This is a genomic window from Bacillus cereus group sp. Bc031 (assembly GCF_027716265.1).
GTDB lineage: Bacteria > Bacillota > Bacilli > Bacillales > Bacillaceae_G > Bacillus_A > Bacillus_A paranthracis.
The window spans coordinates 22,011-35,959 of record NZ_JAQFUL010000053.1; the positions used below are offsets into that span (position 1 = coordinate 22,011).

The following is a 13,949-nucleotide window of genomic DNA, read 5'->3' on the forward strand; positions in this document are numbered from 1 at the left end:
AGATATTATTAAAAATGAAAAGTGAGGAGTTGCGTAATGATGGAGTTATCTCCCGTGATTTCCAAAACTATAGTTGCTGTTGGATATAATCCTTTTTCTATGATTTTACGCATTCAATTAAAGAATGGAATGTATGATTTCTTTAACGTTCCTGAAAACATTTACACCGGTTTATTAAACGCACACTCTAAAACGAATTATCACAATACTTATATTAAAAATTCTTACCGCTACACTAAAATTTAAACTTAACTAGAATGAAAAAAGAAAGGAGGTAGTCCCCCTTTCTTTTTTAAATCATTTCACAACTCAGCTATCTTCTGTTCTTTTTATTTATTTCATCATATGCTTGAATTTGTTTTTTTAAACGCCGATCTGCTTTTTTATCATGTACAACTAATATCGCATGAATAACACCTGGAACCCAAAATATTAATGTTAATATGAAATTAATTACTGCTTGAAATGGTTTTCCGCAAAATAATACGGCTACAGGTGGAAGAAGAATTGCCAACAAATACATCATCTCTTGAAAACTCCTTGTTTTGTATTTTTCTCTCTCCATACACTATAAAAACCAGTAACTTTTACATTTCCGATATTTTTATTACCCACTAATAACTGTTCTACCATATCCTACATCTTAATAAAACTATATTTATGTTTACAGTGAGATTCGTCTAAAAATTTTTCAAACCATTTTTTCAACATAGAACTGTTCACCTCTATGAAAGAATCTTCCTCTTGCCTTATTACATACTTTTACTTAAATACTCAATCTCATGTTGTAACTTTTTAAATTGTTCAAAATGCATAGTGATAGATTGACTGTTTCCATACTCAGCACTATGCTTCACCAATAAAACACCCGTGTCATGAAAAAACGCGTCAAGCTCTTTTCTAATGGATACTTTCATTATATGCGCTGTTTTAATAGCCGATAAAATTGCAATTTCATTAAACTTTAATTTTATTTCCTTTGGACAAAATGCTTCTTCCACCAATATAACTTCATTGCTATAAATAAGTGCAACAAGATTACTTGACTTTGCATCTGTTAAATCTACTTTTTTTATAACATTATTCATTACATTTTGCCTCCTTTGTTTTCATATATGATAATTATACAATTTCCATTTTTAATTACGTAACCTTACATTCAGTGTAACACACTTTTATTATAGGATTAAGCTACACTTCAAACCTTTTATTATTCCGCAATTTTCGTTAGATGAACCCTTTGGACTATAAGACCATATAGTAGTGTTAACAAATGATTGTAAAGTGGGTGAGAACTATGCCCTCAGTTGTAGGGAATTTAGTTGTACAAAATAGTAACGGTTCATTTAATTTAGGTGATTTCTATAACGTTTCTCCAAAAGAAAACACGAAGGCTTATAATGGATCTGGTGCTTCCAACGTTGGTTTTGTTGTTAATACTTTTCATGGTGTGAGTGCGACTAATACGTTTGATTCTGACCTTGCGGATCAAAACCAAGTCGGTACAGCTTAACCCTATTTTTTCATCGTTCTGTTTAAGAATTTTTAATTTGTCCATACTATAATCAGGCTGTTATACAGCTATTGTTGATTTTTGGAGTACCCTATCTTTTTCTCCCTTTCCCTGGGGCTTAGCAGCTAGTATGAAGCTAGCTGCTTTTCCGTTTCATTTTTTCTGTTTCACATCTAACATAGCTTACTTTACGCTATTTCAATAATATCCGTGGTATTAAATACGTAAGTTTTATAAAACGCGTCAGTACACATTACAATGCGCTTTAGCGGATTTATATGTACAACTGTCATGTAGCTTGTAAGTATGTATCCATCTTCAAAATATGTCACCAATATTTCTTTCTCAGACAATAATGACATTAATAATTTATCAGAAATTCCCTCTTTTGCTTCTTTTGTTAAAAATGGTTTTTGTACTTTAAATTTCTCCCCAATAACCTTTCGCATACTTAATAACTGTTCCGACATTACTGTAAATGGAACCCATTCTCTTTTTGCTCTTTGTATCTTTACATCATTCATTTCTCTATCTCCTCGATTATTTATCCATTCTATTTCAAACATATTGCGCTTCGATTATTCTTTAATAATTGCTCGGCTCATATTTCCCCCGCATGAACAGGTAAGAAATCTCCCACCTCAAAACTCAAGACATACAAGGAAAGTAAGTCGAAGATCAACTTCCCGTAAACAGCCGATTGGTGAAAATGTAATTAGTGGATGATGAACACCCACTAATTACATTTTCACTTTATTTCTAAATCGTATACTATCTACACATACAAGAACATTCGTTCAAATTATACACGAACCTACGTTCTTTTGAGAAGGAATTTATTTTTTCTTCATCAAATGATCTTTTCACTTCCTATTAAATGGGAGGTGAAAAGATCAACTAAACAGTTTTAATTTTTTCGAGTTTATTAACCATCTATAAATGAAAGCATATATTATAAAGAACGAACTCACAAAATTTAAGGGATTTATAATGGACCTCCATTCGTTCCTTATGAATTTCTATGAAAAGAGAGCAATTTAAACACTCTCTTTTCGTATATACTACATAAAACTATTCATTAATAATTCACTCTAATTACTAAATATATTTTGGTTGTACTATTATATGTAACTCCCTCTCTGTTACTGCTTTTTTCGGGTTTCGAAAATACTCTAATTCGTATTTTAATACCTCATATTCAACCATCCCGATCTTAATCCCTTTCGTTTCTTTTAAAATAGCTAATAGGTTATTTATATCTTCATCATACGATTCAAAAATTTTCCCTCCGTCTTCTCTTTGAAAAATCACTTTCACATTTTCTCCCCCTACATCATTTATTTATCTATCCAATAATTCATTCTTCACCTTAAAATTTCATACGAAAAAGAACATCCATCTTAATAGAATGCTCTGCTTTTCACTTCATTTAACGTCAATATATTTCAATCTTATTGTATGTTTCATTCTGCAAATTATGTTTATCCACTTCTATAAAGTGAAACTTTAATCCACTCAATCTTTGTTCATTCCTGACTAATAATTAGCCTACGCAGATCTTACTGCCTACAAATAATGGGCTAAAATTAATTAATTCATTTTATATTTAATGAGATGAAACAAAACATTATAATATCAACATTCTATGAAGTGATGATTAATCTACTTCAAAACAATTACATAAATTCCCATTGTAATTCTTAATATTTATATGTAATATTGTATTGTCTTACTATCTATTTATAACTCACACACTAACTAGAAAAGGGAACCTTTAAAGGTTCCCTTTTCTAATTACAGTCATTATTTCTTTTCTAGAAATTCAAATGTATTTTTAAACTCTTTATCATTCACCTTAATATCAGCATCTTTCAATAATTCATTGACTACTTGTTGTTTCCATTTACCTGTCGTGTCTTGTAGTCTTTGCTGTTCTATATCTTTACGAATTGAATCTTTTACTTCATCAAATGGCTTTAATTCTTTTTTATCTGTCACTTTAATAATATGGTAACCGTAAGTTGTTTTTACTGGTTCACTTACTTGTCCTGCATCTAATTTATATGCAGCTTCCTCAAATTCTTTTACCGTTTGCCCTGGAGCAAAACCAGTGATTTCCCCGCCCTGTTCTTTTGAACCAGTATCCTCTGAGTATTGCTTCGCTAAAGCCGCAAAATCTTCTCCGTTATTTACTTTCTCTTTCACTTCTTTAGCAGTCTTTTCATCTTTTACTAAAATGTGACTTACCTTCATTTCTGGTTTATAGTTATCTTTTACATCTTTTTCTGTAACAGTCGCTTTAATCGCTTTCTCAAATGCAATTTCTGGCTTCATTTTTTCTTTTAATTCATCTTCATTTTTCAATCCAAGTTGTTCTAAAGTCGCTTTAAAGTTCTCACCCATTTTATCTTTTGCTTCTTCTACTTTCTTTTTTGCTTCCTCATCTGAAACTTTATATTTATCGAGCAACGCCTTACTTAACACCATTTGGTATAAAGTACTTTCCCCATATTTTTGTCTTAATTCTTTACTTAACTCTTTCTCTGTAACATTTCCTACTTTTGATGTTACTACGTTGTCTGAGGAGCCACATGCGGATAATGCCAGTACTACGCATGAAATAATTGTTCCTAAAAATAGCTTTTTCTTTTTCAATTCAAAATACCTCACTTTTATTATTATATAAGAATAACTATACAGTGTTGTTGTGTATACAATGTGTTTTCTAGATGTAATTCATTTCATTTGAATAAACTATGTATCAGTAAAGGGACTCTTTACGTATTCATAACACATGTAACTACCTATAGTTACATGCTCTTCTAGTATCCAATTATTTTATCCAATATGTACCGCATTTTTCGCTCTGCCCACACATGTAAAAATTTTGATTCATTAATATTCCCTTAATAATTTATACATTCAGGCTCTGCATAGTAGTGAACTTTATATCATTATCAACTAAAGATTCATATTATACTAATATGCCTTTATAATCTAAACAAAAAACGCAGTATACAATAATACTGCATCATAGGAGCTGATTTCATGGAGAAAAAACCTATTGTTTTCAAAGTCCCACCAAATTCAAAATTAAAAGTTACATTTTTCGGTCCTTGTAACGAAGTAATTACAAATGTTTCTATAATTAATCAACTTTCCACACCTAAATGTCAAACTATTACACAATATCCAAACTATACGAAATATGAAACTGAAGTACGATTATTATCGAGTTGTTAATCCATTCTATACAAAATCCTTACAATTTGGTTAACTACAAAACCTTATTAATAGACTAAGATTACTCATTTCATGATATTTCATTGATAATTTATTGATTTTTCACACATTTACATCAACCGAACATATATTATCGTATGGAGATTATCCACTCATAAAACCTATCTTTCTTTAGAGCGTACTTTTTATGTATGCTCTTTTTTTATTTATCCCTTATTCTGTACATATAAATCTGATCACTTTTATATTTCACGTCGGGTAAATCGACCTGCCCTTTATAAATAATCTAGTCAAGGTGTCCCCCATAATACTTCTTTATTTATTAGACATTCACTACTCTATTAAATTCGTGTATCCATTCAAGCACCATTTATCTAATATATTTTCCTTCTAAATTCACCAAAGATGTATTAAAATTCTTTATATACTCAAGGAGGTCAAATATGTTCAAGTTGCATCCCATACTACTCATCTTAGGATTTATTTTATTTTTATATAGTGTACTTGCCTTCATGTTATTCCTTTCCATACAATAGTAATACCTGCACAAACCGATGTTAAATATGTAATTTCTATATAGTAATGAAAAAGCCTTTAATTATACGGACATAAATTAAGATGTCTTTTTATACCATTAGGCAACTAGCAAATGTAACGCCAAAGAACTTTTACAACCTAGTTACTTACTCTTTTTATTACCTGCAGAAGATCTAATACTTAAAATAAGATAGCCCTTTCAACATCAAAACTGTAAAAAATAATTTTTTAAATTTACCTTTCATCATTACATCTTTAGCATGTGAAATTTTCATGAAACAAACTATATTTAATCGATTCACTTGTATATTTTAAATAAACAATAATAATCCCCCACCATTCGGTACAGGGGATTAACTAGACCTACTGAAAAGTATTTTATTCTCTTCGTTATTTAATTGGAGAAGGGAATCTTGCTGCTTCAAAATGTGAGCCGTCTTCCGAAGTACTTAAAACTCCGTCTATGCTACTTTGTGCATAAACCTCAACTTGATCTCCTTCATGCAATTGAATAATCGTCGAAACACTTACTACATTTCCAAAACCTATTGGACCAAAAAAGTCATTATCTATAGCTATTGCTGCATTGCCATTCACACGAATTTCTACCCGTGCTCTATAATTTAAACTTGGATCGTTAGGAAAGAAACCAATCGTTCCAATAAAAGAATATACTCCTTTAGTCTTCGGTATAAAAATAGATGTTTCTGGATTATACTCATTCGCTAAATCAAATTGTTCATTTTGGAACAATACTTTTACAAAAGTATTAGCAGGAACAGGTTGATTCACCGTATTTCTAGCTCTAAATGCTGATGCCCTAACAAGACTATCCTTGTTGTCATTACACTTACTATTGTTCTTACAACAGTTATGCTGTTTCTTTTTATATTCTTTACAATACTTACAGTAGTAATAGCAAGACATACTCGTTCCCCTTTCATGCTTATTACTCCATATTATGTAAAGGAGATTCACAATGTTTGGACGAACTATTGTTTTCCCCCTATACTTGTCGCCTATTTATATACACGTAAGCGGAAGACATTTCAATAACACAACAACCTAGTAGTATAGTAATCTCTATTCAAATTTGATAAATCCCTTTCCTTTCTATTTTACTTTTTATGCATAAAAAAGAACGAACTTACATTCGTCCTTTCACACATTTTTATGGTCCAAAGCTTATCATCCAACCTAACATAAATCCAAATATAGAAAACAATAGCATAAAAAGATATAAACTACATGCCCACAATGCATATTTCCGACTTTTTCTTTTTGTGATCATTCCTATGACTGAGCATACCAATCCAATACCAACTATTTGCAGAAAACCTTTACCTATAAATGTTTCTTGTATAAGCAATATAATGTTCAAATATAATAACGCCAGAAAGGCAATAATTAATGAAATAGTCCCCATCCACGTTTCCTGTTTATAAATATGATTCTTTCTTTTTTTTAAGAATGCCAATTCCATAACCTCACTTCACCTACTTTCAATTTTCTAACTTTTTCGTGGCTCATTAATTTTTCAACTTCTGCTTTAGGTCCTGTTACAACTGCCCCATATGTTTTTATCCCATTTTTTTCAAGGAAAGAAATACGCTTTGACAACTCTAATACTTTCGCTCTAGATAGCTTCACTGCTAAATTTTCATGCTTTTGTAATGACTTTAACACATCAATAAATTGTTCCTCATGAGGTGAATCACTCACAAAAGCACCACTTGGTCTTGAAATCATATCTGCTGGAAAGCCAATCGGAGCAACATACATACCCTCGTCATTCGTTTGCTTCTCCTCTACCCCTGTATTAACGGCATACCAGACGATATCAATAGTGGGAAACATATTCGTTACCTCTTGTACACTCAACAATTCTCTAAAAGATATAAATGCTTCTACAACAGATTCTTGCGGAAGACCCTTTAATACTTGCGCTTCTTCACTACTATTATAGGATGAATTATAATTATTAGGATGAGACAATACCTCGTTATCTATATATGGGACTTCCGGAATTTTTTCATCTGTTGTATATTCACGGCTAACTTTCGTTGCTCTACTAAATATATAATCTGTTTTCTCTTCCCCTATTCGAATATCTTTCTTTCCTACCCTTTTATACAAATCAAAATGCAATTGTAAACTAAGCGGTAACAATGTTTGCTCCATGTCCCTATCTTTCAAAAATACATTTGGTTCTGTTACACTTAATGTTTGATTTACTACATTCCGTATCTCCATTGCGTTTGTAGGTGCAAATACATAGTATGCGAGAGTAGATATATATAATATAGGTTGAATAAGTAATAAAAAAGTAAATACAATTAAAACATTCGTAATACGCGCTCTTTTTTTCCCTATTTTCATCACTTGCTCCTGTTTTCCATTAGAAAGTGTATCCGGCCTTTGATGAAGAGCTTCTTGTAACAATTCTTTATAATCATCTTGTTCAGAATGAGGTTTATCATTTGTCATTTTGACTCTTTTCCTCCTTTAACAATTCTTTTAATCTCTTTCTCCCGCGAAATATGTGACTTTTATACGTGTTTAACTTTAAATCTAATACAGAACACCCTCTTCGTACGTTAATTGATGTACGTCACATAATAAAATAGCTTGCGCCTCTACCACCGGTAAAGTATGAATAATCTGAATTAATTTTTCATAACTATTTTTTGCGACTACATACTCTTCTGTAGATTCACCTGCTTGAATTGTTTCTAATTCCTCCGTTCCTACAAAAGCTACTTTTTTCTCTTTCCTAACAAAATCAATAAAGGTATGATATGCCACTTTAAAAAGCCATGATTTCACCTTTTGGTTTTCATAGTCTTCTAGATAAAGAAACGCCCGATAAAAAGTCTCCTGCATCAAGTCCTCCGCTAAATGATGGCTACGAGAAAGGGAAAATAAATACCGGTACACATCGTTTATATAAACTTTATATATTTCTTCAATCTCCATCCCCCTCCTCCTTTCATATATAACACGAATAAACAAATTAAAAAGTTGCATTATTTTTCCTTTTTATTCATAAAAAATATTTATACATTTCAATAACTATTTACAATTATAAACAAAACATAAGATGTTATGGCTATAAATATACTTCAAAATGGGGAAAAACGGTCCGAATGTTCTCCTGCTCTTGTAAATTGATAGTCATAGGACAATCTTCCTGTACGATATAACCACAGATAGGATTTCGTTGCTACCTCTCGTCCTGGTTCGCGTTAGTAAATGTTCATGTATCTTTTCATATAGTGCCACTATCCATCATTTGTCATGATAAGATAATTCTCATTCTTTCTTCGATCGACGATATTTTCTTACCAAAAAACAACTTGTAGAGTATGTACAAAGATTATCTCATCAACTATTTACAAATTGTAGATGGAACTATTTGACGCTTACATATACACTCACCCCCCTCAATTATTTCCGCTATTTGCGGATACCTCAAAATTCGGCATCTGTGATAAAGGTAGGTGGGAGCTGGGTTTCCCGTATATATCCAATTGGTAATGGTTAGGTTAATAATCGTTTTGGGATTCCTGCTCCTATTCATAAAATTTTCAGCTTATAGATTGAAGACAGTTCCATATGGAATCGTAAGAAAAGAACTTCCATACGGTGTGATTTGATGCACTGGATAAAAATACTCCATGGATGAATAATACGGCTGGATACCTTGTTGTTGCATTTGCATTTGTTGTTGCATTTGTAACGCTTGTTGAACAGCTTGAACTGTACTTTGTGCTCCGCTAAACGTTATTGATGTACCATATGCTGGTCGCATACCCGCTTGAGAATAAAAATACGAATAAAACATTTTTTTCAGCTCACTTTCATATAAGTTATTACAAATTATGTTATGATTCTTTATTTCAGTGGGTGCTGAAAGTTAGTCTATTAGCTTTGATTAGGTTTAAAAATTTCTATTCTCTCTTACACTTTCATATTTCATTTACAAAGTTTATCTCCTAATACTAATTTAATTTTCGGAGGGGCATTTCATTTACAAGTTTTCGATAATTATTTTACAAACTAAAAAGGTAAAAAATTCACTATTTCTAATTCCATTCGATTACCTTCAAAACTATACAAATGAATTTTTAAGATTATTAAAGGTAAATTATCTATCTATACATCCTCCACAAAATAAAAACACCCTAAACGGATGCTTTATTTTTCACTACTATAATTTCTTAGCAATAATTCAATTGTCCACGAATTTCACCATTAGGATGTTGTACTGTATGAACATTAATATAAATGTTTCCAGATATGATTTCATTTACAAGAGTAGCTAATGTTTGACCCGCTAACGGCCCAACCAAATCTTCTTGAGTAATTATTCCCGTAAGCGTTGCACACTCTATTGAAACCGGATTTGTTATAGGCCCAAATAAAAAAGCTACAACAGGACCATTAGTTCCTTTTGCTCCAATATGCAGATGGGCAACTACTACATCCTCTATATCAAATAAATCCAACTTAAATTTTAGGCTAAGCTCGTCCTGGCTTAATTTAAAGAAAGCCTCCCCTCGAGCGTCTGTTTCTACTGGTGGAACTTCATTTCTACCACGTAGCTTTGCAAAAAACATATCTATCACTCCTATGCTTTTATATACTACTAATATATTCATACCCTTTATATAAGGTGATAAAGAAGCAGTTGTTAGACCAATAAAAATTCATTTTATATGATAGATTAATTTATCAATTTTATAAAATTCATTAATTTAACTATAACGTTATTTAAATTTAATTCATATATTGTAGTAGATTACTAGAAGGGAGGTGTAAATATGGAAAGTTGTGTTTTGTTCGTTAATGGACAACCTCTTTTAGTGGTATCAGTTGCTGGAATCGAAATTGCTAGATTAGAACTTTCTCTTCAAGTAGCATTGACTTTAATAGCATTAGGAATTCCAATCTGTGCATAAAAGTTAGGCATTTATAAAAAGAGGGCTTAAGCCCTCTTTTTTATTTTTACCTTTCCTTCACAACAAAAAAAGACGCCATTAAAATCACGGCATCACGTACAATAATTGCGATTTGTTTTATCATTACTTCACTAGCAACCCTAATTCATGTAGAATTTCTGAGAACGAATAGCCATATGCAAAACCTATAATACGAATCCCTGGGGTCCATCTATGTTCTAAATTTTCATTGTATGTTTTCTTATAATACTTTAATTCAGAATCTATATTATATTTGTCGTTAATAATTACTTCCTCACTATGAAATCCATCTATTTCAATCTGAACAGCTACGTACTCTGCTCCCTCAATTAAGGCTTTAATATAACACTTTTCTAATTCCTCTAATGTCATCCCCATTATTAACCTCCTATCATAATGGGCGTTTTGTTCGATAAAAAAGAACATCTGGATCAGTAAATACGAAGATATACAAAAGGTAATCTCATTGAGTATTCAATAGTTTATAAGCTGTTTGCTTGTCCCGCAACATATTATATGATTTTTATATAAAAATAGTTCATCCAAAAAAGTAAAAATTACCATTTATTATTTTAAAAGATAGTTACAATCTTATTTTTTAAGCTAGTCTATCAATCGCTCCCTTGTGTTAAAAGAAGCAACTAATTATATTTATGAGTTTAAAAACAGTCACAAATTATCTATATCACGCTCTAATCTTATTTTCTTAACCTCATTAAATTCCTTTACAAATTAAAAAAGCAACTGTTACGCTACTTTACATTCATTTTATCCCCAAGAGAAATGATAAATATATTCTCCCGTTACATTTTGATTAATCCCAGTAATTCTAGCAAACCTCATTAAGTCTGCCCCTTGAAGAAAATACATCGCAAGCATTACTGGTACTTGCGACCACATAAATTGATAAAAATCCTCGACTCTTTCGTTTGTTGAAACAATTAAATCATTTACAGGCCCTTGATTCCATACAGAAGTACTAACTAAACGAAACGGAAGATCTTTCCCATTAACTACTATTCTTGTCATGCTTTGAGTTATGTCCACATCAATTCCCTCCATCATTACAAAAATCGGACCTGTGTATTTACTCCTATGGTTATAAATATTCTTGACTTTCATAAATGACTAAGGCAAATCTCTATTTTTCACTTCTATTCAAATGAATTTATTACAGTAAAAAATAAATGAAATTTTAGTATTACTCTCCCTCAACTTCCGTATTATTTAGATTATTTATACCCTTGTTCGCTTTTACAATCCGGTATGCAAAATTATATATCTTATTATCTCAATATCACTTTATTAACTACAATTTGATAGAAATTCATTTGTATCACCTGATAAATCAGCGTTTGTAATTTAATTCCTTATTTGAAATTCCACTCTTTTATTTTTAAACACTATATTCAAATAATTATATTGGAATTTCTTGTTGTATACACATCTATCTTTTTCATGTATTATATACGAGAAGAGTAAGGTAAGAGTTACTCTTTGCCATTTTAGGAAAGATCCTGTTGGAAACAACAGGACCTTTTTCGTATTAGTAAAAGCAATCTTGATTTACTCATTTAACCCACTCATTACTTCCCAAAATATAGTTTCAACCATTTTTGCTTTAAGCTCTCTAACCTGAAATGCTATATGTTCTCTTCTAAGTAATCGACTACTCGTACCATGCGTGCTTCTCTTTACATACCTAACTTTCCGTACAGCTTGTTTCCCTTTAAAGTATTTCACATAATACAAACAAAAGAGCCGTTCTTGTTCCGTCAACTCTTCATCATCTAGCATCTCGTTCACCTCCTTAAAAATGCAGGATTTCCCTTTCCACTATCGAATTAGTAATGTTCGGAAAGGGGGTGTAACATGGCGGAAATTAAAGTAGGACTTACACAATTTTTAGACTTTACACTGAAAAGTAGTGCAGCTAAAACGAATTTTGTGAAAAATCTTAAATCTCAACCTGAATATCACCCAGTTTTTGATTACTGGAAACAATTACGAGAAACTGTTATTAAATTTCATAAAAACGAACTAGCTTTTAACTGTTTTGAAACATTAGTACAAACTGTTGACCAGAAGAAAAAGCAAAACTACATTGATGTTATAAAGCAGTATAAAAAATTTATTAAAAACAAAGACGTCTCTTGGTTTGATCCAGGTAAATCACATTGGTTATCACATAATTTAATCGTCCGCTCATCACCTGAACTTGGTTTGCTCATTAATGATGAGCCACATCTTATTAAACTGTTTTTCAAAGGAAAAAAAGAGCGAATTGATAAATATAACATCAACTCAACATTAACATTATTAAACGAATCAACATTTTCGAATGAACATAACAATGTGAATTATACGGTCCTTAATATCCAAAAGAACAAAATGTATACGAATAACTCTATTAATAATGATCATGTAATAGCTCTTGAATCAGAAGCTCACCAGCTTTGTTATTTATGGAATAAAATATAAAGGGTGTAGGAATCTCTTTATATGTCTTGTTCATGCGTAATTTAGGAACATTTTTCACAAACTACATTCATTTCATTTAATTGAAGCTCACCTTCTTGTTTCTCACAAACAATGCAGGGTGGGCATTTTAAAAAAATAGTTTCTTTACCCATTTCACCATCCTAGTTACCCCTTTGAAAGAATAATGTAATACTGTCTTTCTATCACATCTACATTCCCCCTGACTTCTACCGCTAAATACTTCCTAACATGTTCTTACGATTCCTTTCTCGCTCCATATCATGTTTTTCTTTCACTCTATACAGTGCCGCAATTTTCCCTTCTAGTTAGCCTTGCTTCTTTTACCTGCATTACTTTATTTAGCTGTAATTGTTGCTGGAACTCCGCTAACGCCACTTAATCTCTTCTCTCACAACACCTCATAAAAATATATGGGGAAAAGAACTTTATAGCAATGGCTATCATGAATACAATTTACCTTACTAATAAATAGTAGCCTTACAATTTCAGAAGTTTGACACAGCTCACGAAAAAGCTTATAAAGAAAAGTGAGGTTCCTAATATTCATTTCTAAATTTAAGATGCATATAAGACTAGGACATAAAAAGTAGAATCACACTGGATATCTACTCATATGTACCAGGACTTCAAGAAACTGCGGTGGATCAATTTGCTAACGAATTTTCCGAAAAGAAAGGTTCTCGTTATAAGTTTTCCTTTCACAGCAAATACACCAACTAAATAACCAAAAATATTGATAGTGAAAAAGGAGAAACTAACATGAAAGAAATCAAATCTGAACAGGAATTTAAAGACATCATCGCAAGCGAGGAGCCAGTAGTTGTTAAGTTCTTTACTACATGGTGTCCAGATTGCGTGCGTATGGACAACTTTATCGGAGATGTAATGGAAGAGTTCAATAAGTTTGAATGGTATTCTATTAATAAAGATGAGTTCCCAAATATCGCTGAAGAGTATCAAGTAATGGGTATTCCAAGTTTACTTGTATATCAAAATGGTGAGAAGCTAGGCCACTTACATAGTGCTAACGCAAAATCTGAAGAGCAAGTTACTGAGTTTTTAGAAGCATACTAAGATAAAAACCCTCTGAAAAATATGAAGTGAACCCGAATAGTGGCACATGAAAAAAACACCTCCTGAATTCGCATACTAAGTATGCAAATTCAATGGAG

The 13,949-nt window shown here is 31.5% G+C and carries 19 protein-coding genes and 2 pseudogenes; 7 read left to right on the top strand and 14 right to left on the bottom strand.

What is annotated here, in order from left to right; genetic code table 11:
- Positions 1-36: 36 nt before the first annotated feature.
- Positions 37-246, top strand: a complete 210-nt coding sequence (locus PDQ33_RS19050) for a KTSC domain-containing protein (RefSeq protein WP_029438178.1) — start codon at positions 37-39, stop codon at positions 244-246.
- A 67-nt stretch (positions 247-313) separates the two neighbouring features.
- Here PDQ33_RS19050 and PDQ33_RS19055 read toward each other — a convergent pair whose 3' ends face one another.
- Complete coding sequence (locus PDQ33_RS19055) at positions 314-526, bottom strand: YqaE/Pmp3 family membrane protein (protein ID WP_000990231.1); 213 nt, start codon at positions 524-526, stop codon at positions 314-316.
- Positions 527-752: 226 nt separating this feature from the next.
- Entirely contained in the window at positions 753-1,088 is a 336-nt protein-coding gene (locus PDQ33_RS19060) for a hypothetical protein (protein ID WP_001066866.1), read from the bottom strand.
- Between the two features lie 209 nt (positions 1,089-1,297).
- Between PDQ33_RS19060 and gerPF the strand changes: the two genes are divergently transcribed.
- Positions 1,298-1,513: a spore germination protein GerPF gene (gerPF, locus tag PDQ33_RS19065; RefSeq protein ID WP_270756449.1), complete on the top strand. Its 216-nt coding sequence runs from the start codon at positions 1,298-1,300 to the stop codon at positions 1,511-1,513.
- A 188-nt stretch (positions 1,514-1,701) separates the two neighbouring features.
- Here gerPF and PDQ33_RS19070 read toward each other — a convergent pair whose 3' ends face one another.
- The 3 genes from PDQ33_RS19070 to PDQ33_RS19080 form a co-directional block, all read right to left on the bottom strand.
- Positions 1,702-2,037, bottom strand: coding sequence for a YolD-like family protein (locus PDQ33_RS19070; RefSeq protein ID WP_001000611.1), 336 nt, complete (start codon positions 2,035-2,037; stop codon positions 1,702-1,704).
- A gap of 574 nt (positions 2,038-2,611) precedes the next feature.
- Positions 2,612-2,830: a hypothetical protein gene (locus PDQ33_RS19075; RefSeq protein ID WP_000864286.1), complete on the bottom strand. Its 219-nt coding sequence runs from the start codon at positions 2,828-2,830 to the stop codon at positions 2,612-2,614.
- Positions 2,831-3,316: 486 nt separating this feature from the next.
- Positions 3,317-4,168 (bottom strand): peptidylprolyl isomerase PrsA, encoded by an 852-nt coding sequence (locus PDQ33_RS19080; protein WP_000727481.1) that lies wholly within the window; start codon positions 4,166-4,168, stop codon positions 3,317-3,319.
- 393 nt (positions 4,169-4,561) lie between these two features.
- On the opposite strand from PDQ33_RS19080, the gene PDQ33_RS19085 reads away from it, so the two are divergent.
- Entirely contained in the window at positions 4,562-4,756 is a 195-nt protein-coding gene (locus PDQ33_RS19085) for a hypothetical protein (protein WP_000412567.1), read from the top strand.
- A 927-nt stretch (positions 4,757-5,683) separates the two neighbouring features.
- Here PDQ33_RS19085 and PDQ33_RS19090 read toward each other — a convergent pair.
- The 6 genes and pseudogenes from PDQ33_RS19090 to PDQ33_RS19115 all read right to left on the bottom strand — a co-directional run bounded on the left by PDQ33_RS19090 (position 5,684) and on the right by PDQ33_RS19115 (position 9,912).
- Positions 5,684-6,220: a C1q-like domain-containing protein gene (locus PDQ33_RS19090; RefSeq protein ID WP_025991667.1), complete on the bottom strand. Its 537-nt coding sequence runs from the start codon at positions 6,218-6,220 to the stop codon at positions 5,684-5,686.
- Positions 6,221-6,464: 244 nt separating this feature from the next.
- Positions 6,465-6,776 (bottom strand): hypothetical protein, encoded by a 312-nt coding sequence (locus PDQ33_RS19095; protein ID WP_000417668.1) that lies wholly within the window; start codon positions 6,774-6,776, stop codon positions 6,465-6,467.
- Complete coding sequence (locus PDQ33_RS19100) at positions 6,758-7,780, bottom strand: anti-sigma factor (protein ID WP_061130888.1); 1,023 nt, start codon at positions 7,778-7,780, stop codon at positions 6,758-6,760. The genes PDQ33_RS19095 and PDQ33_RS19100 overlap by 19 nt, the downstream gene beginning before the upstream one ends.
- Positions 7,770-8,269, bottom strand: a pseudogene (locus tag PDQ33_RS19105) (sigma-70 family RNA polymerase sigma factor). The gene PDQ33_RS19100 and the pseudogene PDQ33_RS19105 overlap by 11 nt, the downstream one beginning before the upstream one ends.
- A 616-nt stretch (positions 8,270-8,885) precedes the next feature.
- Positions 8,886-9,137 (bottom strand): DUF3947 family protein, encoded by a 252-nt coding sequence (locus PDQ33_RS19110; RefSeq protein WP_000500111.1) that lies wholly within the window; start codon positions 9,135-9,137, stop codon positions 8,886-8,888.
- A 376-nt stretch (positions 9,138-9,513) separates the two neighbouring features.
- Positions 9,514-9,912 carry a CHRD domain-containing protein gene (locus tag PDQ33_RS19115; protein ID WP_000464534.1) on the bottom strand — a complete coding sequence of 133 codons (399 nt, stop codon included), beginning with the start codon at positions 9,910-9,912 and terminating at the stop codon, positions 9,514-9,516.
- Between the two features lie 204 nt (positions 9,913-10,116).
- Between PDQ33_RS19115 and PDQ33_RS19120 the strand changes: the two genes are divergently transcribed.
- Positions 10,117-10,254, top strand: coding sequence for a DUF3956 family protein (locus PDQ33_RS19120; RefSeq protein ID WP_000443219.1), 138 nt, complete (start codon positions 10,117-10,119; stop codon positions 10,252-10,254).
- A 123-nt stretch (positions 10,255-10,377) separates the two neighbouring features.
- On the opposite strand, the gene PDQ33_RS19125 is transcribed toward PDQ33_RS19120, so the two are convergent.
- The 3 genes from PDQ33_RS19125 to PDQ33_RS19135 form a co-directional block, all read right to left on the bottom strand.
- On the bottom strand, positions 10,378-10,653 hold the full coding sequence (locus PDQ33_RS19125) for a hypothetical protein (protein WP_000525900.1): 276 nt from the start codon (positions 10,651-10,653) through the stop codon (positions 10,378-10,380).
- A gap of 390 nt (positions 10,654-11,043) precedes the next feature.
- On the bottom strand, positions 11,044-11,397 hold the full coding sequence (locus tag PDQ33_RS19130; RefSeq protein WP_270756448.1) for a hypothetical protein: 354 nt from the start codon (positions 11,395-11,397) through the stop codon (positions 11,044-11,046).
- 444 nt (positions 11,398-11,841) lie between these two features.
- A complete protein-coding gene (locus PDQ33_RS19135; RefSeq protein ID WP_270756445.1) occupies positions 11,842-12,072 on the bottom strand; it encodes a terminase small subunit in 231 nt (76 codons plus the stop codon).
- Between the two features lie 75 nt (positions 12,073-12,147).
- Between PDQ33_RS19135 and PDQ33_RS19140 the strand changes: the two genes are divergently transcribed.
- From PDQ33_RS19140 to PDQ33_RS19150, 3 genes and pseudogenes are all read left to right on the top strand, one after another.
- On the top strand, positions 12,148-12,756 hold the full coding sequence (locus tag PDQ33_RS19140) for a hypothetical protein (RefSeq protein ID WP_270756443.1): 609 nt from the start codon (positions 12,148-12,150) through the stop codon (positions 12,754-12,756).
- Positions 12,757-13,261: 505 nt separating this feature from the next.
- Positions 13,262-13,497, top strand: a pseudogene (locus tag PDQ33_RS19145) (hypothetical protein); the annotation flags it as partial.
- 12 nt (positions 13,498-13,509) lie between these two features.
- Positions 13,510-13,851, top strand: a complete 342-nt coding sequence (locus tag PDQ33_RS19150) for a thioredoxin family protein (RefSeq protein WP_270756452.1) — start codon at positions 13,510-13,512, stop codon at positions 13,849-13,851.
- Positions 13,852-13,949 lie beyond the last annotated feature (98 nt).

Coding starts and splice junctions, on each gene's coding strand:
- PDQ33_RS19090 (WP_025991667.1), bottom strand. CDS start 6,220: ATGTCTTGCTATTACTACTGTAAGTATTGTAAAGAATATAAAAAGAAA.
- PDQ33_RS19140 (WP_270756443.1), top strand. CDS start 12,148: ATGGCGGAAATTAAAGTAGGACTTACACAATTTTTAGACTTTACACTG.
- PDQ33_RS19050 (WP_029438178.1), top strand. CDS start 37: ATGATGGAGTTATCTCCCGTGATTTCCAAAACTATAGTTGCTGTTGGA.
- PDQ33_RS19125 (WP_000525900.1), bottom strand. CDS start 10,653: ATGGGGATGACATTAGAGGAATTAGAAAAGTGTTATATTAAAGCCTTA.
- PDQ33_RS19070 (WP_001000611.1), bottom strand. CDS start 2,037: ATGAATGATGTAAAGATACAAAGAGCAAAAAGAGAATGGGTTCCATTT.
- PDQ33_RS19095 (WP_000417668.1), bottom strand. CDS start 6,776: ATGGAATTGGCATTCTTAAAAAAAAGAAAGAATCATATTTATAAACAG.
- gerPF (WP_270756449.1), top strand. CDS start 1,298: ATGCCCTCAGTTGTAGGGAATTTAGTTGTACAAAATAGTAACGGTTCA.
- PDQ33_RS19130 (WP_270756448.1), bottom strand. CDS start 11,397: ATGAAAGTCAAGAATATTTATAACCATAGGAGTAAATACACAGGTCCG.
- PDQ33_RS19060 (WP_001066866.1), bottom strand. CDS start 1,088: ATGAATAATGTTATAAAAAAAGTAGATTTAACAGATGCAAAGTCAAGT.
- PDQ33_RS19120 (WP_000443219.1), top strand. CDS start 10,117: ATGGAAAGTTGTGTTTTGTTCGTTAATGGACAACCTCTTTTAGTGGTA.
- PDQ33_RS19055 (WP_000990231.1), bottom strand. CDS start 526: ATGATGTATTTGTTGGCAATTCTTCTTCCACCTGTAGCCGTATTATTT.
- PDQ33_RS19135 (WP_270756445.1), bottom strand. CDS start 12,072: ATGCTAGATGATGAAGAGTTGACGGAACAAGAACGGCTCTTTTGTTTG.
- PDQ33_RS19100 (WP_061130888.1), bottom strand. CDS start 7,780: ATGACAAATGATAAACCTCATTCTGAACAAGATGATTATAAAGAATTG.
- PDQ33_RS19110 (WP_000500111.1), bottom strand. CDS start 9,137: ATGTTTTATTCGTATTTTTATTCTCAAGCGGGTATGCGACCAGCATAT.
- PDQ33_RS19115 (WP_000464534.1), bottom strand. CDS start 9,912: ATGTTTTTTGCAAAGCTACGTGGTAGAAATGAAGTTCCACCAGTAGAA.
- PDQ33_RS19085 (WP_000412567.1), top strand. CDS start 4,562: ATGGAGAAAAAACCTATTGTTTTCAAAGTCCCACCAAATTCAAAATTA.